Consider the following 26,642-nt stretch of genomic DNA (forward strand, 5'->3'; position numbering starts at 1 on the left):
GCAGGCGATGGCTGAGGTGGATTTCATCGGCGCGCTCCATCGTGCCTCCAATCGGGACTATCTTGCCCGGGTCGTTGGCCGTGACAAGGCGGCCGACGCGGAAGTCGCCTTGCGCTTCGACCAGGCGTATTGGGATGGCGATCGACACGCCGGGTACGGCGGGTATCGCTATGACGGTCGCTGGCGGGTGGTCGCCGAGGCGATGGTGGAACACTACGGGCTGAGCGACGGGGCATCGATCCTCGACGTGGGGTGTGGCAAGGGATTCCTGCTTCACGAGTTTGCCCAATTGCTGCCGGGCAGTCAGGTCGTTGGTCTGGACCTGTCGGAGTATGCGCTGCGCAATGCCCAGGAGTCGGTGGCGCGGGGGTTGACGTTGGGGGATGCGGCGCAACTGCCGTTTCCGGATGACCACTTCGATCTGGTCATCAGCATCAATACCTTGCACAACCTTCTGCTGCCGGATCTCTGGAACGCCTTGCGCGAGATCCAGCGGGTCGGTCGGGGGACCTCCTATCTGACGGTGGAGGCCTATCGCGACGAGCGGGAGAAGGTCAATCTGATGTATTGGCAGCTCACCTGTCGGGCATTCCATAAACCGGAGGAGTGGCGCTGGCTGTTCCGGCACACCGGTTATCAAGGGGATTTCTCCTTTATCTACTTCGAATAGACGGCGCAGATGGGACGCTTTTCCCCGGTCGGTGGGAGGCGCGTGTCGGTTGACGCAGGTTTCGGTTTCGGCTTTGCGGGTGGTGTCATGGGTGGGTGTTGCATAGGTTGTGGAGCAGCGCAGGTGCAGGTCCTTTTGAACCTGGGCGAGCAGCCGCCGAGCAATCGTTACCTGGCGAGCGGAGAGCGCTCTGCGGATTGCCATCCGCTGGTTGTCGGCCAGTGTTCCGCGTGCGGTCTGGTTCAGCTCATTGACCCGATGCCGGCACAGATGGTGCGTTCCCGCTTCGACTGGATTCAGTACAACGAGCCCGAGGGCCATTGCGACCGGATGGTGGAGCGCGTGCTCTCCAGGGTGGCCGGTCCGGCGGAGATTTCCGTGCTCGGGCTGAGTTCGAAGGATGATTCGACGTTGGATCGTTTTCGGCGCGCCGGTGTTTCCCATTGTCGGCGCCTGATGCCGGACGCGGATCTCGGGTTTGCCGGCGTCGATGCCGATCTTGGCGCCATCGCCGAGCGCTTCGACGGCGAGCTCGGCGCTTCGCTCGCCACCCGGTTCGGCCGCGCGGATATCGTCGTGGCCCGTCACATCCTGGAACATGCCCGTTCTCCGTCGAGGCTGGTAGAGGCGTGCGCCCGGCTCACGCGGCCCGGGGGCCTGATGCTCTTCGAGGTCCCGGAGTGTCGCAAGTTCCTGGAGGTCGGCGAGTACGCTTTCCTGTGGGAGGAGCACATCTCCTACTTCACGCCCGCGACGCTATCGGCGCTGCTGGCGGCGAACGGGTTCAGCGACGCGGAGTCGGTGGTGGAGCCTTATGCGCTGGAAGACTCGCTGATAGCGGTGGTCCGCAACGTTTCGAGCGGTGAGCGTCGGAGGACGGAAGTCGCGGCGGAAATCGCTCGGGGGGAGCGTTTCTCGACGATGTTCGAACATCGCCGGAGGGCGTTGAAAGCGCTGGTGGAGGAGGCCGTGCGTCGCCGGCGTTATCCGGTCCTCTATGGCGCGGGGCATCTCGCCATCAAATGGGTGAATTTCTATGGTTTGGCGGGGGCCTTTGAGGGCGTGATCGACGATAACCCCAACAAGCAGGGGTTGCGGTTGCCGGGTTCCGAGCTGCCGGTGCTGAACTCTTCGATTCTGTCGGACGGGAGGATCGGACTGTGCCTGCTGGCGTTGAGTCCCGAGAGCGAGCGGCGGGTGGTCGCATCGCACGCGGACTTCATCGAGCGGGGCGGCGAGTTCCGCTCGATTTTTTCCGCGAGTGATATCGGACTTTACCAAGAGAGCGCCGAGGTGGTTGACGTTGTTCCGTAAAGCGAGTGACGAGGTGCTGGAAGCGACCGATTCGGTGGTCGTGGTCGCGTCGTCGGATTATGCCGAACTGAAACGGATGGCCGTGGAAAGCCCGCGCAGCAGGGCGCGAATCTGCGCACATCGATCGCTGGACGATCCGTTGCACGAGATGATCATCGCGGTCAATCGGGACAGCTATGTTCGCCCCCACCGGCACGTCGGCAAATCGGAGTCTTTCCATATCATGGAGGGGGCGGTCGACGTGGTGATTTTCGATTCCACCGGGGAGATCATCCGAGTGGTCGAGTTGGGTGAGCCGGGCGGGGGGCGGAGCGGTTATTGCCGATTAGGCGAAGCGCTTTTTCACTCGCTGGTGGTCCGCTCACCCTGGTTGGTGATGCATGAAGTGACCAACGGGCCCTTCGATCCGCGGCAGACGGAGCTGGCGGACTTCGCACCGGAAGAAGGGGACCGTGAAGCGGTCGCCCGATATGTGCGTGTACTGCAGCAGCGGGTCGATAAGTTCCTCGGGGTGGCGGGCGGACGGTCGTGAACCGGGGCTCGCTCGTCGGTGGTTCCCGGGATCGGCGCGGGTGGTATGGCCCTGCGGATTGTCGCGGAGGGTGGAATGGCGGCGACGCCCCATTGGCATGGAGAAAACAGGATGGCTACAAAACACTTTCGTAGGTCTACGTGCAGGCTGTGCGGCTCTCCTAATGTCGAGCTTGTGGTGAAGCTCGAACCGATCCCGGTGGCCGAAAACTACTGCGATAGCGAAGCGGAAGGCAAAGCGGCCGAGCGATATCCCGTGGACCTCTATATGTGCGGGGATTGTCGGCACGTTCAGCAGTTGGACGTATTGGATTGCGATACGTTGTGGGCCGACTATTCCTACCATTCGGGTCATGCCAAAGGGATGCCTGAACATTTCGAATGGGTCGTCAACAAGGTTTTGGGTACATACGGCCCAAAAAAGAGCTCGCTGGTGGTTGATGTCGGTAGCAACGATGGGTCGATGCTCCGCTTTTTCAAGAATGCGGGGTACGAGGTGCTGGGTATCGATCCGGCGGTTGAGATCGCGAATGCGGCGACTGCCTCGGGGATCGAAACGATTCCGTCTGGTTTGACCGGGGAGCTCGCCTCCGAAGTCGTGCGTGAGCGGGGGAGGGCTGGAGTGGTTTGCGCATTCAATTCCTTCGCGCACGTCGATGACCTCGGGGCCATGACGGACGCCATAAGGTCGATGACGGACGATGACGGGGTGTTCATTTTCGAGGCGCAGTACCTACGGGACGTGGTGGAGGGTTTGCTGGTCGGGACGATTTTCCATGAGCACATGAGTCATCATTCGGTGATTCCCATGATTGCCTTTTTGGATCGTCACGGATTGGAGCTGATCGATGTCGAGAAAGTGGCGGTTCAGCACGGGTCGATAATCGGGACCGCCCAGGTCAAGGGGGGGGCGCGAACACCTGCTCCTTCGGTCAAGGCGATGGTGGAGGCTGAGCGGGAGTTCGGGCTCGATAAGCCAAGCGTCATTGCCGATTTCGGTGTCAGGCTGTCCGACCTTCGCCTCAGGGCAAGCGGTCTGTTGTCCACACTGAAGCGAAGGGGCGAGGTGATCGCCGGCTATGGGGCTGCGAGAAGCGGACCGACGCTGATCTCTCAGTTGGGCCTGGCGGGAATTCTCGAATTTGTGGTGGATGACCACCCCCAGAAAGTCGGTAAATATACTTCCGGCGATGGTCTTGAGATTCTGCCGACGGCGGCGCTGTTGGAACGAATGCCGAAATATACGGTTATTTTGGCGTGGGTTCACGAGAAGAGGATTATCGAGAACAACAAGGAATATATGGAGAACGGAGGGCATTTTGTCGTTCTGTGTCCGGAGTTGAAGGTGGTCGGGATCGATGGCGTGGAGAAGTATTGAGAATCGACGGTGACGAATGATCCGGTAGGCGGCCGTAGAGCGAGTCGTCGGCGGGCGAGGCCCCGCAAACGGTTCGCTCGAAGGGGCACATGAGTAAAGAGGATGGTATGGGGAAGTTCTTGATCGTGGGAGCGGACGGGTTCGTCGGATCCGCGCTTATGAAGGCCCTTGCGGTGAAGGGGCACGAGGTCTATGGGACGACGCGCCGCGCCGATACGACCGGCGGCAGGCGGCTGTTTTTGGATATTGAGGACTACGACTCACTGGTCATCCCCCCGGGGGTTGACTATGCGTATATTACTGCCGCCATCAGCAACTATGAGCAGTGCGAGTCGGATGGCAGGGCTTATGATTTCAATGTGCGCGTGTTGCCGAGGTTGGTCGAGAAGTTGGTTGGGGCGGGTGTTTTCGTGACATTCATTTCTTCGAATACGGTGTTCGGTGGAGAGACGCCGTGGCCGGAGGAAGACGCCGAGCACGTACCGAATTTTTCCTATGCCCGGCAGAAGGCGGATGGAGAGCGGGCGCTGAGGGAACTTTTGAGCGACGCCGGGCGTGGCGAGGATTTCAATGTCGTAAGGCTGACCAAGGTGTTGGGGCGCGACACCAGTCCGCTCCCCGGGTGGAGAGCGGCGTGGAGAAAGGGCGAGGCCGTCGAGCCTTTTTCGGACCTCATATTTTCACCGGTATCTCGTGCCTACGTTGCGCATTCGCTATTGACGATCGGTGAGCTGAGGATTGCCGGGAATTTTCACCTGTCGGGTGCAGATAATGTTTCCTACGTAGATTTGGCTAAGGCGATGGCGGAAAAGGGAGGGGTCGACGAGCGCCTGATCGTTCCTACCACGTCGACGGAGAAAGGGGTCCGGCTGGCATTTAGTCCTACCTATAGCGGTCTTTCGATGGCGCGCACTACCCGCTTGACCGGTCTTGCGCCGCAGACGCTGCACTCCGTGGTGGACGATTTGTACCGGGAGATGGCGGCGGGCGCGGAAGTCGTTTTTTAACAAAGAGTCATTTTCTTGTGAAGAATTTATCCAAGTCGTATTTGCGTGAAGCGAAGACGCGCGAGCCGCAGTATGGCGAATGCGTCGACGCGGCCGTCGAACGCGGATTCGAGAGGTTGGGATTGAGAAGTAGCCAGAGTTGGCATGACGACCCGCGGCATCTCCTGTTTCGATTGGCGAGATATAAGTTCGTGGCGAAGATGCTGTCGGGGCGTCGGCGGGTATTGGAGATCGGTTGTGGGGACGCCTTCGGCACGCGGTTGGTGCAGCAGGAGGTCGATCAGCTCTCGGCTACCGATTTCGATTCCGTTTTTATCGAGGACGTCAAGGATCGGATGGTGGATCGCTGGGATTTTTCGGTTTTTCAGCACGACATATTGGCAGCCCCGCTAGAGGGGGATTACGATGGAATGTTCGCGCTGGATGTACTTGAGCATATCTCGCCCGAGGATGAGGATTCATTCCTGACCAACTCCCTGCATGCGCTCGCCGACAACGGTGTGATGGTGGTGGGTATGCCGACGCTGGAAAGTCAGCAGTATGCGTCGGCGACGAGCCGGGCGGGACATGTCAACTGCAAGGATCTTCCGTCGCTGAAGGGCGTGATGGGCAGGTATTTCGAATATGTATTTATGTTTTCGATGAACGATGAAGTGGTTCATACCGGGTTTCACAAGATGGCGCATTACATCATGGCGTTGTGCGCCGGTGTGAAAAGGTAGGAACGTTCGTGTGCCAAAGTGTCCGTCCGGCTCTTCCGCACGAATCGAGACGCGGCGTTGATGGGGGGGGCGTTTGTTTGGCCAGTCGGTCCCTGTATTAAGAATTTCATGATGAATTATCGGATCTGTCGTATTACCTTCCTGGCCCATCGGGACTCCTTCGAGCTCATCGCCCGTGCAGCGGGCGAAGGAGCGTCGTACCAGGAGTTGCAACAGCGGTTTTTTGACCATGCGGTGATCTACTCGGACGGTTTCTCTCGCGCGATGGAGGCGCTCGGCAACGAGACGCTCGAGATTCTCTGCAACGCCGGGCTGATTCAGAAGCGGTGGGCGCGGGAAAATGGGGTCAAGTACGACGATCATCGTTGGCTTACCGATATCATGTTGGCCCAGATCGAGGCGTTCCGGCCGGAGGTGATCTATCTCCAGGGTGCCGACCCCTACTGGGCGGAGGCCATTCTCACCGACGACCTCCGTCAGCGCTTCCCTTTCGTTCGCCTGGTCGTCGGCTACGTAGGTCACTTGATGGATTGCGCGGCGCTCGGTTCGCTGGATCTCGTGCTCGTCAACGAGCCGTGTATGGCCGAGCGTTTCCGGCAAGCCGGCATCGAAGCCAGGACGCTTTATCACAGCTTCGATCCGAAGGTGCTTGAGCGGGTCGCGCGTTGGCGGGCGGATGGTCACGGGAAGTCCGCGGAGGTTTACGATTTCACCTTTCTCGGTTCCTCCGGTTTCGGGTTCGGCGAGACCCATATGGATCGTTACTGGGCGCTGATCGACCTGTTGTTGAGCACACGGGTGTCGATGTGGCTCTACGAGCGCGGCGACGTCCCCGCACTCCGTGAGCAGTCCCTGCGTCACCAATCGCTTGCCGAGGAACTCGCTGCCTGCGTGGAGGGGGACTCGGCGACGGCGTTGACCACTCTTCGCGACATCCATGTTCGAAGGACCGGCTCCTTGACCCCGGTCGTGCCGCTGGCGTCGATATTCCCTGAGCGTTGTTCGTCCCCCTTTTACGGCGTCGAATATTTCGATGTGGTGATGCGATCGCGGCTGAATTTCAACATTCATCCCAGCAATCGCCGATGTGCAGGAAATATCCGCTTGTTCGAAGTTACCGGTGTCGGCGGGTGTCTGGTCAACAATGAGGCGGAGAATCTCGCGGAGCTGTTCGTGCCGGATGCGGAGGTCGTCACCTATGGTTCCGTGGAAGAGTGTCGGGAAAAGGTGTCCTACCTGCTCGATCATGAGGCGGAGCGGCGGGCGATCGCCGAGGCGGGGAGGAAGCGGACGTTACGCGATCATACGGTTGATCGGCGGTGTGATGAGTTGCACCGGCTTTTGTCGGAGGCGTTATGAGTACGTTTCCGCGGAACCGCCTGCCCGGGTGCGCCGTCTCCACCAGGGGGCAGGAGACCTTCCCGACAGTTCCCGCTGGTGTGACGGGGTCGGGCGAGGTGCTTGATGCCTTGCCGGGAGGCACGCAATGACGATGGCTTGCCATCTGTGTGGCGCAGAGTCGTTGGTGGCGGTGACGGGTTTCGAAGCGCTTGCCCGGGTCACTTCCGATTGTCGTCCCTGGCCGGCCGGCGGCCGGCTCAGCGTATGCACCCGTTGCGGTGCGGTGCAGAAGCCGGCGACGCCGCAGTGGCGGGAGGAGTGCGCGCGAATTTACGGGGAATACGCGCTCTACACGCAATCCGGAGGCGAAGAACAACCGGTTTTCGATCAGACCGACGGTACGGGAGCGGCTCGTTCCTGGCGGTTGCTGGAACGGGTTCTCGATGATTTTTCGACGCGACCTCGCGGGGCATTGCTCGATTTCGGTTGCGGCAACGGGGCGATGCTTCGCACGGCTTCCAAGCTCCTCCCCGGGTGGTGGCTGGATGGCGTTGAGCCTCACGGTGACAGCCGCGCGGCGGTCGCGTCGATCGACGGTGTGCGTCGAGTGTATGGCACCCTGGATGAGGTGACCGGTGATTACCGGATGATCAGCCTGATTCATTCCCTGGAGCATGTGGAGGAGCCGGTTTCACTATTGCGGGCCCTCGGCTCTCACTTGGCCGACGACGGGATTCTGGTGGTGGAGGTCCCGTTCCATTGCATCAATCCATTCGAATTGCTGGTGGCCGATCATCGTACTCACTTCGACCTGCATAGCCTGCGGCGAGCCGTTGGCGCTGCGGGGTTGGCGTTTCGACGGTTGACCGATTCCTGGGTGCCCAAGGAGCTCACCGCGGTGGCGGGGGTCGGGGGCGTGGTGCCGCTCCCCGATGGCGGCGGCGAGGGGGCGTTGTTGAGGGTGGAAGCGCTGGTCGAGTGGCTCAACGCGACCGCTGCCTGGGCCCAAGGGGCGCCCCGCGGCCGGTTGGGGCTCTTCGGGACGGCCAATGCGGCCGGTTGGCTGGCGGGCGTGTTGGGCGACGTCGTGGGTTTCTTCGTCGATGAGGATCGCGCGCGGGTTGGCCGTACTCATTTGGGGCGTCCGGTGATTTCGCCGGATGAGGTGCCGCGGGGGGCGACGGTGTTGGTTGCGCTCTCGCCGTCCATCGCGAGAAAAGTGGCGGCCCGCTTAGCGAGAGACGGCGTGGATTATCGGGTTCCGCCACCGTTGCCGACGGCGGCGCTCCCCGGGGAGGGCAGGTGAGGATGCGGCGGTCGTCCCGGCTTCATGTGATCGTCCCCGTTTGGGGGCGTGACTATATTCACCGTTTCATGTCGAATGCCGTTCCCGCGCACCTCACCGGGGGCAATCTGCTGGCGCTGATCGGGGAGGATGCACGGCTGTGTTTCTATACCCGGGAGGAGGACCGCCATTGCTTCGAGGAGTTCCCGTCCTATCACCAGGTCGCCCGGGCGCTGGCGGTCGAGGTGGTTGCAGTTCCGGAGATCGACTACTCCAACAAGCTCTACGCATTGACGGAGATCTATGCCTTCGCTATTCGCCGTGCCAATCGAGAGGGGGCGGCGATGATTTTTTTCCAGCCGGATACCGCGTTTCCCGATGGTACCTTCTCCTGGATCATGGACCTATGGCGCAGCGGCTGGCGGGCGGTGGTGGCGCACAGCTTCTGTTCGGACAGGCAGCGCTTCTGGGAGTTGTACCGAACCCGAAACGGTGTGGATGGGCGGGAATTCACTCGCCTGCTGTTGGCGAGCGAACATGAGGAGACATCACGTTTTCTGTGGGATGAGGAGTGTGTTCTCGATCCCGTCGATTCCCTCTACTGGCGGGTGGACGACGTGGGGTATGTGGTGAGGTCGTTCCGGCTGATGCCGGTGTTCGTCGATCCTGACGACAAGTCGGCGACCATTCACTGGACGCCGGACGTCGATTACCTGCAGCGCGCCTGTCGGGATGTTTCCAGCGTCTATGTGGTGAGAGACTCCGATGAGCTTCTCATCGCCTCGTTGATGGAGAGGGGGGAGGTTCGCAAGAAGCGCCCAATTTGCGCTCGACCGGCTGCTGAAGTGGTCGCGATGTGGGCCAATTTCGCCACTCACGAGATGCACATCGATTACTTTTCCCGACCGATATTCGTTCACGGTGAGGACCTCGACGAACGCTGGGCCGAGGCGGTGGATGCCTCCGGGATGGTTGTTGAGCGGGTGTTGGAGGCGAAGGGGCGTATCTACAACGGATTCCTCGACGTTTTGTCGCGCGCCGGCGGAAGGCGGATATCGATCTTTGGTGCCGGTGATCTGGGGCTGTTGGTGAGCCGGGGGTTGGTGATGTACGGCGCTCTCGCTCACGCCCATTACGACAACGACCGGAACAAGCGGGGGAGGGTCTACGGTGGAGTTCCGGTGTTGGAGCCGCCTGGATCACCAGCGGCGAATGAGTTCATCGTGGTCGCTTCGATGTGGTGGGAGGAGATCCGCGAACAGCTGATCCGCTCCGGTTTCGTCGAAGGGGGGGATTTTCTGGTGCTGAAAAGCGGGGATATCTATCTGTAGAGGGCGCCCCGGAGGCGGCGGGTTCAGAAGGGGGTCTGCCAGGCGCCGTTGGACAGGTCGTAAAGGGGCAGGATTGCCCGCCGGCAGGAGGCGCCCTGAAGGGTTCGGTATATCTCGGAACCGGAAGTGGTGGCGGCGATGAAGATCGCGTCGGGATCGAGACGTTCGATGTCGGCGGCATCGTAGACCGGGTGGTCGAAGAGCCGCTCCCCTTTCAATGAGCGATCGATGAAACCGAGAAACCGGCCGCCGCTCTTCTCCATGTGGTTCAGCAGTACCGGGATCAGCGATCCGCGGGCACCGTAGACCATGTAGCTGCGGTCGAGGTGTTCGAGGGCGGCGAGGGTCTCACGGATATGGCGGTGGAGAGGCGGGTAGATGAGCGGAGCCTCTTCCGGAAATTCGATGTCGAGAACGATTCGGCGGCTATCGAAGAATGCCTCCGTCGCTGGCAGGACGGCGGGAGGGGCGATCCGCTCACCCATGGCGCGTAGCATGTAGTCGGGGGAGAGGAGCAGGTTGGCCAGGTAGTAGCGCTGTCCCGCGAGCTCTGTTTCGGTGAAGGCCTCCTTGAAGGCGTGGAGGTTCGGGTCACGGGGTGCGTCGGCGGAGAGGATCGTGCCGTTGAAATTGTTGCGATCGACCTGGATGCGGTTTCTTCCCAGTGAAGGGAAGCGGGCGATGCAGTGGACGGCGAGCACCTTGGTATCGTGAAGGGTGGCGCGGGAGGGCAGGGCGTCATAGGTGGTGTTGCGGATCATCGACACGGTGTGCGCATCGAGCAGGTGGACGTAGTCGTAGCGCGAGAGAACGGCGGCGAGTTCGTCGTTTCGAGGGGTGGCTGCCGAGAGGGCGATGCGGTGGGGAGCGGCACCGATCGTTTGCGGGTCGCCGATGACCAATTGAATGACGGTCGGGCGCGCGGAGTGCGGGGGGGGCTCCGTTGCCGGATGGCGTTTCCCTATATGGCGGACCAGCGTGGCGACGCGCTCGCTCATGGAGTGCTCACGGCGGACGCGGGTCAGCCCGGCGGCGGCGATGGCGCGGCGCCGATCGCCGTGTTCGAGGTAGTAGAGTATTTTCGTGGTCAGGTCGTCGAAGGAGGAGAAGAAAACGATCTCCTGATCCGGCGCCATCAGCTCCGCGAGGTTCGGGTTTTCGTTGGTGATCTGGAAGGCGCCGCAGCCGGCCACCTCGAAATGGCGGAGCTTGATCTGATGGGCGGAGGAGCCTTCGTCGAAGGACCAGCCGGGATTGAAGACGATGCGGGTTCGTGCGTAGACCCTGAGCATCGCCTCATGATCGAGAACGCCGCCGGACGACGGGGCCAGCTCGGGATCGGTCTCCCAGCCGATGCCGAACAGCTTGAAGCGCAATCCGTTTTTGTCGCAGAACTTCCTCAGATCGATCAGGGTCTGGCGACGGATGAGGCCGTCCTCGTTGATCACCGAAGTCTTCCCGCCCTGTTTGTTTTTGCCGATGAAGACCACGTCGTAGAGCGGTTCCTCGTCGCGCAACGGGTAGAATCGGCGGGGGTTGTAGCCCCATGGCAGGTAGAGGACGCGCTCGCCCCAGCCCTCCTTCTGTCGGCGAAGGTAGCCGCGTCTGGAGCTTGTGGCGACGATGTCGAAGCGGTGGTCGAAGCGGGCGTTGGTGGCGTAGGCGGTCTTCGGCTCGTCGTCGGCGTGGAAGGTGATGACCGGTGTGCCGCTGCCGCGCAGCTGATCGAAGAATTCGTCGCGGAAATCGGCGTTCAGACCGTCGCTGTAGAAAAATATGGCGTCGAAGTGGTCATTTCTCAGCAGCGATAAGATGTAGTGGAGGCAGTATTGGTTGCCGTAGTCGCCCTGCGCGAGGAGTGGAGTCGCGTCGACGACGACTCCCGGGACCTCTTCCCGAAGAGGAGTCTCCCAGTTGTCACGGACATAGGCCAAGCTGAAGTTGCCGATCGAGAGAATGCGCATAACTCGCTGATTGTTTGTGGTTTGGTGTGGCTTTCGCCTAGCGTGGAAGGGGTTTTCGAGTCAAGTATACGGCGAACCGCGCTAAAGCTTGAATGGGTATTGGCCGACAGTAATAATCAACCATTCACTATCGAACACCTTTTCGGGGGCCGCAATGCGCGTAATTTTCTCTAATGCTCCTTGGTACCAGGCGCCTACGGAAGGTGAGCCGGGTTGGCGCGGAATCCGGGCGGGATCGCGCTGGCCCCACACCATGCGCTATTACGGCGGCGCGTTGACCGGGGGCGGAGGGTATCTCCCGTTCCCCTTCTTTCTCGCCACCGCGGGGGCACTGGCAAAACGCCGGGGGATGGTCGCGGTAGTGCGCGATTCGGTTGGTATGGGAGAGCGTTACGACGACTACTACCGTTTCGTTGAATCATTCGCGCCGGATGCGGTCGTGATGGAGACGTCGACCCCCAGCCTCGGCAACGATTTGGAAATTGCCGCGCGGCTGAAGGCGATGCTTCCCGGTGTGGTGATTGTCTTCACCGGAATTCACGCGGAGCTGGAGGAGGAGCGTTTTCTTCGTAGCCATGATCAGGTGGATTACGTGGTCTACGGGGAGTACGATTCGGCGGTTTGCGATCTGCTCGAGGCGATCGATCGGGGCGAGCCGGTAGATTCGCTGCACAGTCTGCTTTACCGCGCGGCGGATGGTCGGGTGGTGAAGCGCCCGTTCGGCCCGCTGGTGGACCTTGACTCGTTGCCGTGGCCGGAGCGCGACGATCTCCCAGACGAGAACTATTTCGACGCGGTGTGCGGGCTGGAGTCGCCCCAGTTGCAGATCAACACCACCCGCGGCTGCCCCTACGGCTGCATCTTCTGCGTCTGGCCTCAGATGGTCTACAAGGGGAAGAAGTATCGCCGTCGTTCGCCGCTGGATGTGGTCGACGAGATCGAGGCAAACTTCAAGAAATACCCCTACAAGAGCTTCTATATCGACGACGACACCTTCAACATCGACAAGAAGCATGTGCTGGAGTTCGCGCGCCTGCTCAAGGAGCGCGGGCTCAGTCATATCCCGTGGGGGGCGATGTGCCGCGCCGATCTGATGAGCGAGGAGGTGTTGGTGGCACTGCGCGAGGCGGGGCTCTACAGCGTCAAGTACGGGGTCGAGTCGGCGGACCAGACGGTGTTGGATGAGATCGATAAACGGATCGAGATCGAGCGCATCGTGGAGATGGTCGAGAAGACCAAGGAGGTGGGGATCAAGGTGCATCTCACCTACACCTTCGGTCTGCCCGCCGATACCGAGGAGACCATCGAGGGGACCATCGATCTGGCCTGCCGGCTGCCCGCCGACTCGGTGCAGTTCTCCATCGCCACGCCTTTTCCGGGCACCTCGATGTACGAGATCTACAAGGAGAAGGGGTGGCTCACCTCCAACGAATGGACCGACTACGATGGTTCCGCCAAGGCGGTTTCGCGTACCGAGCGCTTCTCCGGCGAGCAGTTGGAGGAGTACGTCAAGCTCGCCTACCGCCGCTGGGAGGAGCAGCGCATCGGTCAGATGCTGGAGGGCGAGGCGTTCCGTGGGCGCTTCGATGGTTTCGTCAAACAGCGTGTGCCGGAGAAGGGACGGGTGCTGGTGATGCAGTCGGCGCCGATTCCATTGACTCGCGGCGTGATTCGTGAGCTTCAAGGGCTCGGTTACGAGGTTCACCTGTTGGGACATCAGCGCTTCATGGAGAGCTTCGAGGATCTGGTGCGCAACGGTGAGGTGCATGCCTTCTCCAACAGCGGGGACTTTCGCTACAAGGCGCTCAAACCGGTGGTCGATGAGGTCGGTGGGGCGACCCGCTTCGACGGGGTGGTCGTCCCCTACAACAACGCTACCGGTTCCGGTTATGAGGAGGTTCGGGCGTTGGCACGGGACGTCTCTACGACCCTCATCGCCGTGACCATGGGCGGTGAGGTGATGGAGGTCTAAATGCTGGCACGGCAAGCGGACGACGGAACGGTCGCGGTTTCGGGCGGACTGCCCGCAGCCTTCGGGGTGCTGCCGGCGGTGCTGCCTGCGCAGGGAGAGGTCGGCGGGAAGCCTGTCGCGGATTCCCTCGAAGGGATGATGGCGGCGGTGTCGGCGCGGCGTTTCGAGCCCACCGCCTTTGCCGGTGACGGCGTCTTCGTCTATGGCGCCGGTAGCCGCGGGCGACTGATGGCGGAGTGCCTCGAGCGCTTTGGTATCAAGGTACTGGGCTGGTTCGACGGCGATCCGGCCAAAGCGGGATGTCGCATCGACGATGCGCCGTGCCGTGGACCGGAGGCGCTGCTCGAGGCGCGGGGGTATCCCATCGTCATCGCCAGTATCCACGAGTGGGAGATCGCTCGGCGTTTGACCGAGGCGGGAATCGGCGACTATTTCCTGGGGATCGTCGGGCATCTGTGGCGCGATCCGCGGATGCTCGGGTGGTGGAGCCGGGAACTCTCCCAGGTTTACGATTGGTTGGAGGACGGCGCCTCGAAAATAGTGTTCGCGGCGGCGATCAAGGCGCGGGGGCTTGGCGACGACGTCTACGTCCGGTTTTCCGACTACCCGCAATATCGGCACCCTCGGGTTCAGGCGGCGGAAGGGGATTTGATCGTCGAGGGGGGGGCCTACGTCGCCGATACCACCAGCATGTATTGCGAATCGGTGGGTAAACGGTGTCGCATCTATGCTTTCGAGCCTTCGCAGGAGAACCATCGCGACCTGCTCGCGGGGATTGCCCGCGACGGACTGGAGGAGATGGTGGTGCCGATCAAACGTGGGCTCTGGTCGAGCAGCGCCACTCTCGGATTCCGCGCCGATTTCCACGAGCGCGGGGCCTATCGTATCGCCGATGAGGGGGGCACCGAAGAGATCGAGGTGGAGCCGCTGGACCGCTTCGTCGAGCGCGAAGGGATCCGGGTCGACCTGATCAAAATGGATATCGAGGGGGCCGAGGTGGAGGCGCTGAAGGGGGCTTCGGAGACGATCCGGCGTTTTCGACCCAAGTTGCAGATTTCCATCTACCACTGCTCGGAGCACTATTTCGAGGTGGCCCATCTGATCAAGGCCCTGGTTCCCTCTTATCGGCTCTTCATCGGACACCATTCGCCCACCATCGAAGAGACCGTGCTCTATGCGATCTGTGATTAGTCCCTCTTCGTACGCGTACCTGCGCATTCACGGTGGTCGGCGGTTTGTCGTGATGCGGAGGCCGGCGAACCGGTATGTCGCGTGACGGTGCGTAAAGGGGATGGCGTGGAGGACTTCCACGAAGGTGTGGTGGTGCCGGGCGCCCGCCACTCATTGGCCGATATCCGGAATTTCCTGCTCGATTCTGAGGATCGGCGCCCGTTTGCCATCTTCGGCGCCGGGGAGAGCGGGAGGCTCACCCGACGGTGGCTCGAGGAGCGCGGTGCTCGGGTGGTGTGCTTCTTCGACAACGATGCCCGGAAGGAGGGGGGCACTTTCGACGGCCTGGAAGTGCTTGCGCCACGAGCCGATCGCCTGGCCGGGATGCGGGTGGTCATCTCGTCCCTCCATTTCGTCCCCATCTCCCGGCAGCTGATCGAGCATTTCGCGCTGCGTCCCTGCGTCGATTTCGTCCACTACTCGCGCCACGACTATTACGCCGATATGGCGGCGGAATTCGATGCGGAAATCGGTCGCGGTTTCGACGCCTATTTTGCCGCCCATCGCGAGGAGTTCGAGCGGGTCCTGTCCTTGCTGGAGGACGATGCATCGAAGGCGGTGTACCGCTCTGTCCTGCGTTTTCGTTCGCTGATCCTTGATGTCGAGCGACTCGGCGAGGCCGATCTTCCGCTGGGTTACGACGAGCGGGCGCGGATGCGGGCGGATGTCGAGCGGCACCGGCAGCAGCTGCGCGCGCGATTGCCGGAGCCGCTCGACGACTGGATGATCGATAGCATCGCGCTCAGCCTGAGCGCCGGACACTACCTGCGCGGTGGTGAGCTGGCGATCGAGCCCGGTTCGGTGGTACTCGATATCGGCGCCTTCTGCGGTGACAGCGCGGCGCTGTTCGCCTCGGTCGAAGGCGATGGAACGGTCTACGCGTTCGAGCCCGGCGAGGTGTTCGCGCGGCCGCTGCGGGTGCTTGCCGCGCTCTATCCCAACGTGGTCCCCGTTCCCTCCTTTATCAGTGACCGTGACGAGGGGGAGGCGCGGATCGAGAGCGTCGATGGCTTCGTCCGCCGCATGGGGCTCGAACGGGTCGATTTCATCAAGATGGATATCGAGGGCGAGGAGATTCGGGCAATCGACGGCGCCGTGGAGACCATCGGACGATTCCGACCAAATCTGGCGATCTGCATCTACCATCGTGCCGAGCATCTGTGGAAGATTCCGCTGATGATCAAGGCGCGGTGGCCGGAGTATCGGCTGTTCGTGGAACACCGAGAGGATGTCTTCGTGTGGGGAACCGTGCTGTATGCCTTGCGGGACTGAAGATGGTGCCGGGGTGCGAGGTGGGGCGATCCATTCGAAGGTGTTGATGGTCGGCCTCCTCTCCATCGACTACGTGCGCGACAGCTGGGTCCAGCCGCTGGCGGGACTCGCCCGGGCGGGATTCGTCGACGCGGCCCCGCTGTTGGCGGCGCGCAACGACGCCTATCTGGAAGAGTATCTGCTCGCCCGTCTGCGCGAGGGCGACTGCCACTATCTCTTTTTCTATTCGGATAGCCTCCACGGCCATTTTCGCGACGCCTTTTTCGAGACCGTTCGTGCGGCAGGCGTGCGGGTCATCGCTTTTCATGCGGACGATGAGCCGGAAGCGTGGTTTGCCGCCAACGCCCCCTACGACCACCGTTTCGATGTGGTGGCCAGCCACTCTCGGCGCGGGACCGGGCGGCGTGCCGAGGGGATCGGCGAACGGGCCCTCTATCTCCCCTGGGGCTACAATCCTGCGCGTTTTCATCTGTCGGCGGGTGCGCTGGAGAAGCGTTGGGACGTGGTCTTCATCGGTACCAACAACGTTTATGGTATGGAGTCCTCGGGGGGCGACGGGCGTCAGCGCGTGTTGGAGGCGCTGTATCGGCATTGTCGTCTTCGTAGTTACTCCTTCGCGCTGTTCGGCGCCGGTTGGGAGCGGCATCCGCGGCTTGCCGAATGCGCCGGCGGCGCGCTCGATCATGAGTCGATGCTCGACGTCTACCATCGTGCGCGGATCGTCTTCAATCCCGGACTCTCCGCCGACAATGCCGAGGGTGGTTACCAGACCAAGCTGCGCCATTTCGAGGTGGCCGGTTGCGGCGCCTTCCAACTGGTCAACGATAATCCGGAGTTGCGGGAGCTGTTCGTCGCCGATGAGGAGATGGTCTTCTACCGGGATCGCGACGAGCTGTTCGAGCGGGTGGACTTCTATTTGAAGAACGATGAGGCGCGGGAACGGATTGCCGCTGCGGCCCAATGTCGTGCCATTGCCGAACACACCACCGCCGGCCGCCTGCGCCGGCTCTTCGGTCATGCGGATCGTCTATGCGGCGCGACGGGGGAGGTTTGGGGAGGGGCGGGGAGTGCCACGGTGCGTACCCTGCGGCTCAGCGAGGAGGCGGCTGTGGAGCTGCTGAGCCGATGCGAAATGGGTGAGGCGTTCCCCGGGGACGAGCCCTATCTTCATCTGGCAGTAGGTCGTTTCGGCGTAGTCTCCTTGGACTACTCGTTGTTGGCGCCGCTTCTGGTCGATGGGGCGTCGATGTTGTTTGCGGCACGCTGCTTTATCGAATTCGGGGTGATCCACGAGAACGCCATGCAGCGCAAGCCCCAGAACATCGTCGGTGAGCTGCTGCCCGAGCGGTTTCATCCTCGCGCCGTAAGCGAACGGGTTGAGCGTTTCGTCGCGGAACGCCTGGCTTGTCTGGCCGACGGGGAGTGGTGCGTACCGCTGGTGTCGTTGGTGGTGCGACGCGATGGGGCCCTGCCGTTGCTGCGGGCCTGGGTTGACGGAGACGGTGGGTTCCTCTCCCGTCATCCCGTGCATGAGACCGGGGTGGTGGTGGCCGATTTGCGGCTCGAGGAGCGGCCGCGATTCTTGGGCGAGGCGCCTTACATCACCGCGTGGCGCCGCTTGGCGGCGCAACTGGCGGCGCGTGGCGCACGGGTGGTGATCTATGCCGCGCGCGGAGAGATGGCCGAGCGGGCGCGGGCGGTGGCCGCCGAGACCGGGTTGGAGGTGCTCGGTTGGGTGGATCGCCGGCTCGCCGGCGAAGAGGTGGACGGCCTGCCGGTCTACGACGCCTCGGCGCTGCCGGCGCTATGTCCCGATGCGGTGGTGATCGCGGCCGCCCACTCCGGCAAGGCGATCCATGAGGCGATCGGCGGGTTGGCGGCGCGGATGGCCCTCATTCCGTTGCACGATCTTGGTCATCCCGTCTGGGGAGTGATGTCTTCGTGAGTGGTGCGGCAGGCAGCGGACGCATCTTGGTGGTCGGGGCGCTTTCCATCGGTTACGTGCGTGACCACTGGGTCGAGCCGATGCGTGAAGCGCTGGATGCGGTGTTTGTGGATGTTTCACTGCTGCGTGATGCTTATCGCGGTGATTTTCATGAAAAATACCTCTACCGCCTGATTCGCGACGGGGGCTTCGATACTCTCTTTTTCTACTCTGACGCAGTGCAGCGGGATTTCTCCGACGACTTCTTCGACAACGTGCGCGCCGCCGGGCTGCGCGTTGTTGCTTTCCATGCGGATGACGACCCGGAGGTGTGGTACGCGCAGAACGAGGTTCACGATCATCGCTACGATCTGATCCTCTCACCGTCCACCCGTGGGGTGGCGCGCCGGCGCGCCAAGGGGGTCGGTGAACGGGTGCGCTATCTCCCTTGGGGGTTCAACCCGCGGCGCTTTCCCGCCCTTTGCGGGGAGCCGCCGGAGGCGCTCTATGACGTGGTCTTCGTCGGCACCAATCTTAGCCACCAGGAGAACGCCGAACTCTACTGCCGCGACGGCTGGGGACGGCAGAAGATCCTGGTGGACCTTCACGCCATCTGCCAGCGTCTCGGGCTGCGCTTCAAGGTGTTCGGCTTCGGTTGGGAGCGCCATCCGGTGTTGTGCGACTGCTATGGCGGCTTCCTTTCCCACGACGAGATGGTGAAGGTCTACCGGCATGCCCGCGTCGTTTTCAATCCGGGGTTGACCGCCGATGACGACTTCACCTGGCAGACCAAGCTGCGCCACTTCGAGGTGGCGGGGCTGGGCTGCTGTCAGGTCGTTAATGAAAATCCGGAACTGGCCGATCTATTCCGCGAAGGGAAGGAGATCCTCTTTTATCGCGACGCTAGCGAATTAGAGGAGCGGCTCGCCTATGTGGTCGAGCACGAGGAGGCGTGGCGCGCCATCGCGGCGGCGGCGGCGCGCCGCGCCCACCATGAGCACACCACCGCTCACCGGCTGGCGGAGATCTTCGGTGAGCGGGCGTCGACGGAACGGCGCGCCCTGCATCCGGTGATCCGCGTAATCGAGCTCGCCGATCGAGACGCGCTACGGCAGCTGTTCTCGCGGATCGAGCGTGGCGAAGAGCGGTTCGATGGCGTGACCGCCGTGCAACTGGTTGCCGGCGTCGTGACGGGGTATCACCTCGAACATACGCAGCTCCCGCAAGATTGGGAGCGCTGGCCGGTGGATGGCTGGGGGGTGCGCGGCTACTTCCAGCTTGCGGCGTTGCATGGCAACACGGTGCAGCGCAAGCGCCAGGATATCCATGGTGTGGCATTCGGCGAGCGGGTCGAGGTCGGGCGATTCGACCCCTCGCTGCGTCGACGCCTGCGGCGGGACGTGGTTTGGATCGAGGATGAGCGGTGGGCCTATCCGCTCTGCAACCGCCTGGTGCGTCCCGCGGCGCTGCCCGCGTTGTTGAAGGCCTACCTCGAAGAGGATGTGGCGGGACTGAGGGCGTTGCGGATCGAGGATACGGGGCGGGTGGTCGGTGACTTCAGGCTGCCGTCGAGGCCCGGCGACGCGATGCCGGAGCCGCGCTACCTGTCGCTGGTGCGTGAGCTGACGTCACATGCGGTGCGTCGCGGGGAGAGGATGCTGGTGTACGCGGCGCGCGGGGAGATGGTCGATCAGCTGATCGCCTTGCTGCGTCGGGAGGGGCTCGACGGCGCGCTCATCGGATTCGTCGACCGCTCGCTGGCCGGTGGCGAAGTGGCTGGGCTGCCGGTCTACCCGGCCGAGGCGATCGAGCGTTTGCTGCCGGAATATCTGCTGATCGCGGCGGAGACTTCGGGGCCTGCGATCTATCGGGGATTGGGTCACCTGCAGGCGCGCGTCACTCTGCTGCCGCTCTTCGATCCGTATGATCCGGTGTGGCAGGTGGTGTTGTCCTGAAATGGTGTGGCCCGTCGGGGGCGTGAGGCGTGGGGTATACTCCCGGCCACCCGTGTGGTGTAGGGCATCGGGTTTGTGAACAGCTTAGGAAATCCGGATGAGTGAGTGGAAATATGATCTGGCGGTGATCGGCATCGGCCGCGTCGGCTTGCCGTTGGCGTTGCTGTTTGCCGCCAAGGGGCTGCGCGTGCTCGGCGTCGATCGCGACGAGTGGATCATCAAGGCGGTGCGTGGTCGGCAGATGCCGTTCGAGGAGCAGGGGTGTCAGCCGCTGCTCGACGAGGGTGTGACCATCGACACCACTTTCGATGCCGCAGAATGCGCTTACGCCGAGAAGATCGTGATCACGGTCGGCACCCCCTTCACCGAGCACATCGAGATGAACCTCGGTCACCTCAACGAGGCGTTGAAGAGTTTGATTCCCGCGTTGCATCCCGGGCAGACGATCATCCTGCGCAGCACCGTTGCAGTGGGAACCACCGAGTTCGTCAAAAGACGAATCGAGTCGGAGCGTGGGTGGAAGGTTGGGGAGGAGTTTTTCCTCGCGTTCGCTCCCGAGCGTATCCTTGAGGGCAAGGCGCTGGAGGAGTTGGCGACGCTGCCCCAGCCCATCGGCGCGGAGGACGCGGGGAGTTTTGCTGCCGCCGATGCGCTGTTCCGGGTGATCGCCCCGGAGATCTTCCACGTCACCTTCCGCGGTGCCGAGCTGGTCAAGCTCTTCTGCAATACCGGCCGTTACGTCTATTTCGCGCTGGTCAACTACTTCTTCATGGTGGCCAACAAGTTTGGTGAGGACATCTATGAACTGCTGGAGGTGACCAACAAGCACTATCCGCGGCCCATTCTCTACTCTCCCGGATTTGCCGGCGGGCCCTGCCTGCGTAAGGACTTCGCCATGATCAGCGAGCTCTTTCCGCAGTCCGATCTCTTCACCGCGGCGTGGCGGATCAACGAGTCCTTGCCGAAGACGCTGGTGGAGGAGGTCAAGACGCGGATGGATCTCGGCGACAAGCGGGTGGCGGTGCTCGGTTTTACCTTCAAAAAGGACAGCGACGACTTCCGTGACAGCCTGGTGCCCAAGTTGCTGCGCTATCTGTTACGTGAGGTGCCGGAGTCGATCAAGGTGAGTGAGCCCAATATCGCTGGCGACGAGCCGCTCGATTGTGGCTATTTCCAGTTCCCGAACCACTCGGCCGAGGAGGCCGTCGAGGGTGCCGATGTGGTGATCATCGCCAACAATCATAGCGCCTTCGATGAATCGTGGGATGTGTTGTTGGAGAAGATTCCGCCGGGCGCGCTGATCGTCGACGTCTGGAACATGACCGGGCGCGGAAAGATGTTTTATCAAACCGCCTGATTCACCATTTCAATTAGCAAACAGCGAAGGTTGCATCATGTCGAAGAATGTCTTGTTGTTGGGGGGGGCCGGCTTCATCGGCTCCTATGTGGTCCGCGAAATGCTCAAGCACGACTACCGGATTACCCTGGTGGACAACTTCAGCAAGTACGGCCATCTTGAGCACGACTTCCTCAAGCATCCCAACGTCACCCTGGTGGTGAAGGACGTGCGGGCGATGTATCCGGTGGAGTTCAAGGGGTATGACGTGGTCATCTGCCTCGCCGCACTGATCGGCGGCATACGCTACTTCCACCGTATCCCCTACCAGATTGCCCGCGACAACAACGAGATCCTCGCCCACGCCATCGACTGCACGCTGGCCGCCTGTCCCGAGGCGCTGTTTGTCTACTCCTCTTCCTCCATGGTCTACGAGCGGGTGCAGCGTCCGGTCACCGAGGAGGATGCCTACAGCCAACTGGTGCCGTTCACCCAGTACGGCATGCAGAAGCTCTACGGCGAGTATCTGGTGCGCGGCGCCGCCCAGGAGCTGGGGCTGCGCTATCTGATCTTCCGGCCGTTCAACGCGGTGGGCAGCGGCGAGCTGCCGATGCTCGACCGGCAGGGCGAGGTGGCCTTCGGTATGGCGCACGTGATCCCCGATTTTATCTACAAGGCGCTGGTCAAACAGAACCCGTTCCAGATCCTCGGCGACGGCGAGCAGGTGCGCACCTTCACCCACGCCCGCGACATCGCCGAGGCGATGGTGCTCTCCATCGAGAAGGGGGTGGTCAACGAGGACTTCAACTTCTGCGGTTCCACCCCGTTCAACGTCGCCGACCTGGCGCGCACCATCTGGGAGCGGATCAATCCCGACGAGCCGATGCCGCCGTTCGAACACCTGGAGGCGCCCGCCGCCGACGTCCGTTTCCGCGTGGGCTACTCGGAGAAGGCCAAGGAGATGCTCGGGTGGACGCCGCAGTACGATGTGGACTACATCCTCGACGACACCATCGGCTACATCCGCGACCACTTCGACTCCCTGCCGCGGAAGGCGTAGCGGCCGTTGCGCTTCGTCCTCTACGGCTCCCTCGGCCTCGCCGAGCACATCCTGGAGGCGCTCGACGCCGAGCGGGTGGCGGCGGTGGTCGACGATGACGAGCGGCGTCTCGGCGCCGCGCTGGGGGCGTGGCGGGTGGAGCCGTTGGCGCGCCTGGGGGGGCTGGCCGACTGTCAGGTGATCGTCGCCACCCTCGATTTCGCCGGCGCCATGGAGCGGCTGCGCGCGCTCGGTATCGGCGCGGAGCGGATCTGCCGCGAGGTGTGGTGGGACCCGTTCCTGTTGCAGGTGGAGCCGACCACCCGCTGCAACCTGGCGTGCAGCTACTGCACCCGCGAGGGCCTGCCGGAGGCGCGCAAGAGCCACGAGTTGAGCGCCGAGCGGTTGGCCGGGTGGCTCGACGAGTTGCCGCGGGTGAAGCGGGTCCATCTGCAAGGGTTGGGCGAACCGCTGCTCAACCGGGATCTGGGGGCGATGATCGAGGCGTGTGCCGGGCGGGGGATCGCGGTGTCGCTGACCAGCAATGCGATGGCCCCGTTCCACCGTCTGACGGAGTCCCAGTTGCAGGCCCTCGACCGCCTGGTGGTGTCGGTGGACGAGAGCGGCGAGGGCAACGCCTTCGTCTCCCGCATCGGCGGCACCCTGGAGAAGCTGGAGGGGCACCTGGGGGAGTTCCTGTGGTTGCGCGGCGATGCCCCGGTGCGTCTCTCCTACAACTATGTGGTCGGCGAGGAGAGTCTCGCCGGGATCCCGCGGATCGCCCGCTGGGCGCTGCGCCATCCGCCGCAGGAGCTGCACTTCCACCTGGTGGAGAACTGGAAGGTGCCGGGGCAGGAGGGGTTCGAGGCGGGGCGTGCGGCGGCGCTGGCGGCGCGCGCGCGGGAGGCGGAGATCGTTGCGCTGATCGAGGCGCAGCGGGCGCCGCTGGCGGCGGCGGGGGTGCGCGTCACCTACACCGGCTCGGCGCCCCGCCGGGGGGCGTGCCACTGGCCGTTCGCCGGCATGTTCCTCAGCTGCGACGGCTGGGTGACCCCCTGCTGCATCCGCATGGAACCGGAGTTCGCCGGGCTGGGGAAGGCGGTGGAGGGCGGCTTGCGCGCGGTCTGGTTCGGCGAGGGTTATCGCCGTTTTCGTCAATCGATGTTCTCCGCCGAGGGGAACGCCATCTGCAACTTCTGTCCACAGTGAGCCTATGAGTATCGGCAAGTGGCGTCAGCTGGAACGGCGCAGCGTACATCGGGACCGCTGGATCGACCTCAGCGCCAACCGTTTCGAGTACGACGGTCGGATCATCGAGCCCTACTATCTCTTCCACTATCCGGATTGGGTGGTGACTATCGCGGTGACCCGTGAGCGGGAGGTGGTGCTGGTCCGTCAGTACCGGCCCGGTTCCGATGAGGTGACCATCGAGTTCCCTACCGGGGTGATCGATGTCGAGGATGATGGTCCGCTCGCCGCCGGGATGCGCGAGCTGCGCGAGGAGAGCGGTTTCGGTGGTGGCGAGGGGGTGCTGCTCGAACCGATGACGGTCCATCCCTCCCATTTCCGCAATCGTTACCACGTGGTGGTGGTCGAGGGGGTCGAGCGGCTCGGCGAGCAGGCGCTGGACGAGACCGAGTGGCTGGAGGTGGAGCGGGTGTCGGTGGCGGAACTGGAGCGGATGATCGATCGCGGGGAGTTTTCCATGGGCCCCCAGGTCGGCGCCTATTTCCGCGCCCGCCTGCGTTTCCCCGCGCTGTTCGGCGGAGGGTGAGGGGATGGCGCAACCGCTGGTCTCCATCGTCATGCTCTGCTGGAACCGTCGGGAGGATGTGGACGACGTGCTGGGGCGGATCGCCGAGGTGGAGTATCCCCGGCTGGAGGTGATCGTCGTCGACAACGCCTCGCACGACGGCACGGCGGAGATGGTCGCCGAGCGCCACCCTCGGGCACGCCTGCTGCGGATGGCGGAGAACCTCGGCATCGCCGGCTACAACGCCGGTTTCGAGGCGGCGCGGGGCGAATACGTGGTGGTCCTCGATGACGACTCCTACCCGGCCCCCGATGCGCTGGGGCGGATGGTGGAGCGTTTCGCCGCCGACCCAAAGCTGGGGGTGGTGGCCTTCGATGTGCGCAACGCGGCCAGTTTCCAGTGGCGGCCCGGTGCCGCTCCGGCGGCGCCCGGCGCGGCGGTCGCCTATCAGATGTCGTTCAACGGCGCTGGCTTCGGCATCCGGCGGGTGCTGTTCGAGCAGGTCGGCTGGTACCCGGCGGAGTTCTTCCTCTATTGGAACGAACAGGACACGGCGTTCCGCGTGCTCGATGCCGGCTACCGCATCGAGACCCACGACGACATCATCGCCCTGCACAAATTCTCCCCGCGTAACCGCGCCAGCGAGCGCGCGCCCTTCTTCTACACCCGCAACGCCTTCTGGATGGTGTGGAAGAACTATCCGCTGGATCTGGCGTTGACCACTACCGCGCGATTGATTCACCGTTGCCTCTATCATGCCCTGGAGCAGCGCAGTTCGGTCTACCTGCGGGCGATGTGGGCGGCGTTTCGCGACGGCGGCTGCCTGCGCGGCAAGCGCAAGCCGGTGGCGCGGGAGATCGTCAACGGGGCGCGGGTGGCGTTCGAGAACGCCTTCGCGCAGTTTCGCTGATGAGCATGCAGCAGAGGCCTCGATTGCTGATCGTCCGCTCGGTCAGCGTACAGCAGTTGGACGGCAACCTCGAGGCGATTCGCGCCGCCTTCCCCGACCACTCGATTTCGATTCTGACCCATCCCCATGGTGTGGCGGCGGTGGAGAAGTATCCGGCATTGGAGCACGTCTACCGTTATCGTCACTCCGGGCCGTTCCGCTTCGGACGCGGACTGGAGGAGCTGCGCGGAGAGCATTTCGATCGGGTGGTGGTGCCGGTAGCCAATCCGACGGGGGGCGGCTTTTTCAACGTCTTTCTGTTCTCGTTCTCGCTGCCGGCGAGTCGTCGTGTGGTGTGCAGCTCGCTCGGTGAAATCAGCGAGCTGGGTGTCGGCCGGTTGGCGCGGATGGTCGCGGCGAAGGTGTTGACGGCGCCGTTGGCGATGCTTTTGGCGGTCCCGCTGGTGGTCGTCGCGTCGTTGTGGCTGCCGTGGTGGCTGGGGCGGTTGCGGCGATGAGGGGGGGGGCGCCGGTGGACGATGTCGTCGTCGGGGCGGGGCTCTCCGGCGCGGTGATGGCGGAGCGACTGGCCGTCGCCGGGCGACGGGTGCTGCTGTTGGAGCAGCGCGATCATGTGGCGGGCAACTGCCATGATGAGGCCAATGACGCCGGAGTCTACCTGCACCGCTACGGTCCGCACATCTTCCACACCGACCGCCAGATGGTGTGGCAGTACCTCTCCCGTTTCACCGATTGGCTTCCCTATGAGCACCGGGTGTTGGCGTGTATCGAGGGGAAGCGGGTACCGCTACCTTTCAACCTCAATACCCTGGAGCAGCTCTTTCCCGCCGAGCGTGCGGCGGCGCTGGAGCGGGCGTTGATCGGGCGCTTAGGCGAGGGGGCGCAGGTGCCGATCCTCGAGCTGCGGGCGACCGACGACCCGGCGCTGAAGGCGTTGGCGGAGTATGTCTATGCCAACGTCTTTCGCGGCTATTCGCGCAAGCAGTGGGGGGTCGATCCGGATCGCCTCGCACCCGAGGTGACCGGCCGGGTCCCGGTGCGGATCTCCCGCGACGACCGTTACTTTCTGGACCCCTACCAGGGGATCCCTCGGGAGGGCTATACGCGGATGGTCGAGCGGATGCTCGATCATCCGCGGATCGCACTCTGCCTGAACACGCCGATGGCGGAGCGGTTGCGGGTGGATGGGGAGTGCGAACGGGTGCTTTTCGACGGGCGGCCGTTTGCGGGGCGGGTGATCTACACGGGGATGATCGATGCCTTGTTCGACTACCGCTTCGGACGGCTGCCGTACCGGTCGTTGCGTTTCGAGCTGGAGGCGGTGAGCGGGCCGTGGCAGCCGGTGGCGACGGTCAACTATCCCAACGACCACGATTTCACCCGGATCACCGAGTTCGGCCACTTCGTCGGCCGTGCCGACGGTCCCGACGTGATCATGCGCGAGTATCCGAAGGCCTATGACGGCGAGCGGGAAGGGGAGGGGATGCCCTACTATCCGCTGTTCACCGCGGAGAATCAGCGACTCTTCGAACGTTATCGGGCGTATGCCGAGCGGGTCCCAGGGTTGGTGATCCTCGGCCGCTTGGCGGAGTACAAGTATTTCGATATGGATGATGCGGTGGCGCGCGCGTTGGATTGTTTTGCCCGAATCGAGGGTGGTTGAGGTCTTTTTCCGGGGGGTGTTCTATCATTCCACCGTCGGGTGAAG

At 63.0% G+C, this 26,642-nt stretch carries 22 protein-coding genes; 21 read left to right on the plus strand and 1 reads right to left on the minus strand.

The features are described from left to right. Positions 1-7 precede the first annotated feature (7 nt). The 9 genes from ACYQ2W_RS00185 to ACYQ2W_RS00225 all read left to right on the plus strand — a co-directional run bounded on the left by ACYQ2W_RS00185 (position 8) and on the right by ACYQ2W_RS00225 (position 9,579). Positions 8-670 carry a class I SAM-dependent methyltransferase gene (locus ACYQ2W_RS00185; protein WP_459862194.1) on the plus strand — a complete coding sequence of 221 codons (663 nt, stop codon included), beginning with the start codon at positions 8-10 and terminating at the stop codon, positions 668-670. A gap of 87 nt (positions 671-757) precedes the next feature. Next, on the plus strand, positions 758-1,984 hold the full coding sequence (locus tag ACYQ2W_RS00190; RefSeq protein ID WP_459862409.1) for a class I SAM-dependent methyltransferase: 1,227 nt from the start codon (positions 758-760) through the stop codon (positions 1,982-1,984). Continuing rightward, on the plus strand, positions 1,974-2,516 hold the full coding sequence (locus ACYQ2W_RS00195; protein WP_459862196.1) for a WbuC family cupin fold metalloprotein: 543 nt from the start codon (positions 1,974-1,976) through the stop codon (positions 2,514-2,516). The genes ACYQ2W_RS00190 and ACYQ2W_RS00195 overlap by 11 nt, the downstream gene beginning before the upstream one ends. 111 nt (positions 2,517-2,627) lie before the next feature. Beyond that, positions 2,628-3,893, plus strand: a complete 1,266-nt coding sequence (locus ACYQ2W_RS00200) for a methyltransferase domain-containing protein (protein WP_459862198.1) — start codon at positions 2,628-2,630, stop codon at positions 3,891-3,893. A gap of 89 nt (positions 3,894-3,982) precedes the next feature. Next, positions 3,983-4,900, plus strand: coding sequence for an SDR family oxidoreductase (locus ACYQ2W_RS00205; RefSeq protein ID WP_459862200.1), 918 nt, complete (start codon positions 3,983-3,985; stop codon positions 4,898-4,900). 200 nt (positions 4,901-5,100) lie between these two features. Further along, positions 5,101-5,622: a class I SAM-dependent methyltransferase gene (locus ACYQ2W_RS00210; protein ID WP_459862410.1), complete on the plus strand. Its 522-nt coding sequence runs from the start codon at positions 5,101-5,103 to the stop codon at positions 5,620-5,622. A gap of 111 nt (positions 5,623-5,733) precedes the next feature. Then, positions 5,734-6,981 carry a glycosyltransferase family protein gene (locus ACYQ2W_RS00215; protein ID WP_459862202.1) on the plus strand — a complete coding sequence of 416 codons (1,248 nt, stop codon included), beginning with the start codon at positions 5,734-5,736 and terminating at the stop codon, positions 6,979-6,981. Between the two features lie 127 nt (positions 6,982-7,108). After that, positions 7,109-8,269, plus strand: coding sequence for a class I SAM-dependent methyltransferase (locus ACYQ2W_RS00220; RefSeq protein WP_459862204.1), 1,161 nt, complete (start codon positions 7,109-7,111; stop codon positions 8,267-8,269). A gap of 2 nt (positions 8,270-8,271) precedes the next feature. Continuing rightward, positions 8,272-9,579, plus strand: a complete 1,308-nt coding sequence (locus ACYQ2W_RS00225) for a hypothetical protein (RefSeq protein ID WP_459862206.1) — start codon at positions 8,272-8,274, stop codon at positions 9,577-9,579. 23 nt (positions 9,580-9,602) lie between these two features. On the opposite strand, the gene ACYQ2W_RS00230 is transcribed toward ACYQ2W_RS00225, so the two are convergent. After that, a complete protein-coding gene (locus tag ACYQ2W_RS00230; protein ID WP_459862208.1) occupies positions 9,603-11,543 on the minus strand; it encodes a CgeB family protein in 1,941 nt (646 codons plus the stop codon). Between the two features lie 379 nt (positions 11,544-11,922). Between ACYQ2W_RS00230 and ACYQ2W_RS00235 the strand changes: the two genes are divergently transcribed. The 12 genes from ACYQ2W_RS00235 (at position 11,923) to glf (ending at position 26,597) form a co-directional block, all read left to right on the plus strand. Then, a complete protein-coding gene (locus tag ACYQ2W_RS00235; RefSeq protein ID WP_459862210.1) occupies positions 11,923-13,515 on the plus strand; it encodes a B12-binding domain-containing radical SAM protein in 1,593 nt (530 codons plus the stop codon). Next, positions 13,516-14,706, plus strand: coding sequence for an FkbM family methyltransferase (locus tag ACYQ2W_RS00240; RefSeq protein ID WP_459862212.1), 1,191 nt, complete (start codon positions 13,516-13,518; stop codon positions 14,704-14,706). Between the two features lie 105 nt (positions 14,707-14,811). Then, positions 14,812-16,017, plus strand: coding sequence for an FkbM family methyltransferase (locus ACYQ2W_RS00245; protein WP_459862214.1), 1,206 nt, complete (start codon positions 14,812-14,814; stop codon positions 16,015-16,017). Beyond that, a complete protein-coding gene (locus ACYQ2W_RS00250; protein ID WP_459862216.1) occupies positions 16,001-17,962 on the plus strand; it encodes a glycosyltransferase family protein in 1,962 nt (653 codons plus the stop codon). The genes ACYQ2W_RS00245 and ACYQ2W_RS00250 overlap by 17 nt, the downstream gene beginning before the upstream one ends. Next, positions 17,959-19,896, plus strand: a complete 1,938-nt coding sequence (locus tag ACYQ2W_RS00255; RefSeq protein WP_459862218.1) for a glycosyltransferase family protein — start codon at positions 17,959-17,961, stop codon at positions 19,894-19,896. Before ACYQ2W_RS00250 ends, ACYQ2W_RS00255 begins: the two co-directional genes overlap by 4 nt. 97 nt (positions 19,897-19,993) lie before the next feature. Beyond that, positions 19,994-21,253: a nucleotide sugar dehydrogenase gene (locus tag ACYQ2W_RS00260; RefSeq protein ID WP_459862220.1), complete on the plus strand. Its 1,260-nt coding sequence runs from the start codon at positions 19,994-19,996 to the stop codon at positions 21,251-21,253. Positions 21,254-21,290: 37 nt separating this feature from the next. Further along, positions 21,291-22,292 carry an NAD-dependent epimerase/dehydratase family protein gene (locus tag ACYQ2W_RS00265; RefSeq protein ID WP_459862222.1) on the plus strand — a complete coding sequence of 334 codons (1,002 nt, stop codon included), beginning with the start codon at positions 21,291-21,293 and terminating at the stop codon, positions 22,290-22,292. Between the two features lie 6 nt (positions 22,293-22,298). Then, positions 22,299-23,480: a radical SAM protein gene (locus tag ACYQ2W_RS00270; RefSeq protein ID WP_459862224.1), complete on the plus strand. Its 1,182-nt coding sequence runs from the start codon at positions 22,299-22,301 to the stop codon at positions 23,478-23,480. 4 nt (positions 23,481-23,484) lie between these two features. Next, the gene (locus ACYQ2W_RS00275; RefSeq protein ID WP_459862226.1) at positions 23,485-24,045 is read left to right on the plus strand and encodes an NUDIX hydrolase; all 561 of its coding nucleotides are present in this window, start codon (positions 23,485-23,487) and stop codon (positions 24,043-24,045) included. A 4-nt stretch (positions 24,046-24,049) separates the two neighbouring features. Then, complete coding sequence (locus tag ACYQ2W_RS00280) at positions 24,050-24,934, plus strand: glycosyltransferase family 2 protein (protein ID WP_459862228.1); 885 nt, start codon at positions 24,050-24,052, stop codon at positions 24,932-24,934. After that, complete coding sequence (locus ACYQ2W_RS00285; protein WP_459862230.1) at positions 24,934-25,431, plus strand: glycosyltransferase family 9 protein; 498 nt, start codon at positions 24,934-24,936, stop codon at positions 25,429-25,431. Before ACYQ2W_RS00280 ends, ACYQ2W_RS00285 begins: the two co-directional genes overlap by 1 nt. 14 nt (positions 25,432-25,445) lie before the next feature. Continuing rightward, positions 25,446-26,597 carry a UDP-galactopyranose mutase gene (gene glf, locus ACYQ2W_RS00290; protein WP_459862233.1) on the plus strand — a complete coding sequence of 384 codons (1,152 nt, stop codon included), beginning with the start codon at positions 25,446-25,448 and terminating at the stop codon, positions 26,595-26,597. The last annotated feature ends 45 nt before the right edge of the window (positions 26,598-26,642 follow it).

This window comes from Endothiovibrio diazotrophicus, assembly GCF_054657215.1.

Coding starts and splice junctions, on each gene's coding strand:
- ACYQ2W_RS00280 (WP_459862228.1), top strand. CDS start 24,050: ATGGCGCAACCGCTGGTCTCCATCGTCATGCTCTGCTGGAACCGTCGG.
- ACYQ2W_RS00275 (WP_459862226.1), top strand. CDS start 23,485: ATGAGTATCGGCAAGTGGCGTCAGCTGGAACGGCGCAGCGTACATCGG.
- ACYQ2W_RS00250 (WP_459862216.1), top strand. CDS start 16,001: ATGCCTTGCGGGACTGAAGATGGTGCCGGGGTGCGAGGTGGGGCGATC.
- ACYQ2W_RS00260 (WP_459862220.1), top strand. CDS start 19,994: ATGAGTGAGTGGAAATATGATCTGGCGGTGATCGGCATCGGCCGCGTC.
- ACYQ2W_RS00185 (WP_459862194.1), top strand. CDS start 8: ATGGCTGAGGTGGATTTCATCGGCGCGCTCCATCGTGCCTCCAATCGG.
- ACYQ2W_RS00190 (WP_459862409.1), top strand. CDS start 758: ATGGGTGGGTGTTGCATAGGTTGTGGAGCAGCGCAGGTGCAGGTCCTT.
- ACYQ2W_RS00235 (WP_459862210.1), top strand. CDS start 11,923: ATGGGAGAGCGTTACGACGACTACTACCGTTTCGTTGAATCATTCGCG.
- ACYQ2W_RS00285 (WP_459862230.1), top strand. CDS start 24,934: ATGAGCATGCAGCAGAGGCCTCGATTGCTGATCGTCCGCTCGGTCAGC.
- ACYQ2W_RS00265 (WP_459862222.1), top strand. CDS start 21,291: ATGTCGAAGAATGTCTTGTTGTTGGGGGGGGCCGGCTTCATCGGCTCC.
- ACYQ2W_RS00200 (WP_459862198.1), top strand. CDS start 2,628: ATGGCTACAAAACACTTTCGTAGGTCTACGTGCAGGCTGTGCGGCTCT.
- ACYQ2W_RS00225 (WP_459862206.1), top strand. CDS start 8,272: ATGCGGCGGTCGTCCCGGCTTCATGTGATCGTCCCCGTTTGGGGGCGT.
- ACYQ2W_RS00220 (WP_459862204.1), top strand. CDS start 7,109: ATGACGATGGCTTGCCATCTGTGTGGCGCAGAGTCGTTGGTGGCGGTG.
- ACYQ2W_RS00205 (WP_459862200.1), top strand. CDS start 3,983: ATGAGTAAAGAGGATGGTATGGGGAAGTTCTTGATCGTGGGAGCGGAC.
- ACYQ2W_RS00210 (WP_459862410.1), top strand. CDS start 5,101: ATGCTGTCGGGGCGTCGGCGGGTATTGGAGATCGGTTGTGGGGACGCC.
- ACYQ2W_RS00230 (WP_459862208.1), bottom strand. CDS start 11,543: ATGCGCATTCTCTCGATCGGCAACTTCAGCTTGGCCTATGTCCGTGAC.
- ACYQ2W_RS00215 (WP_459862202.1), top strand. CDS start 5,734: ATGAATTATCGGATCTGTCGTATTACCTTCCTGGCCCATCGGGACTCC.
- ACYQ2W_RS00240 (WP_459862212.1), top strand. CDS start 13,516: ATGCTGGCACGGCAAGCGGACGACGGAACGGTCGCGGTTTCGGGCGGA.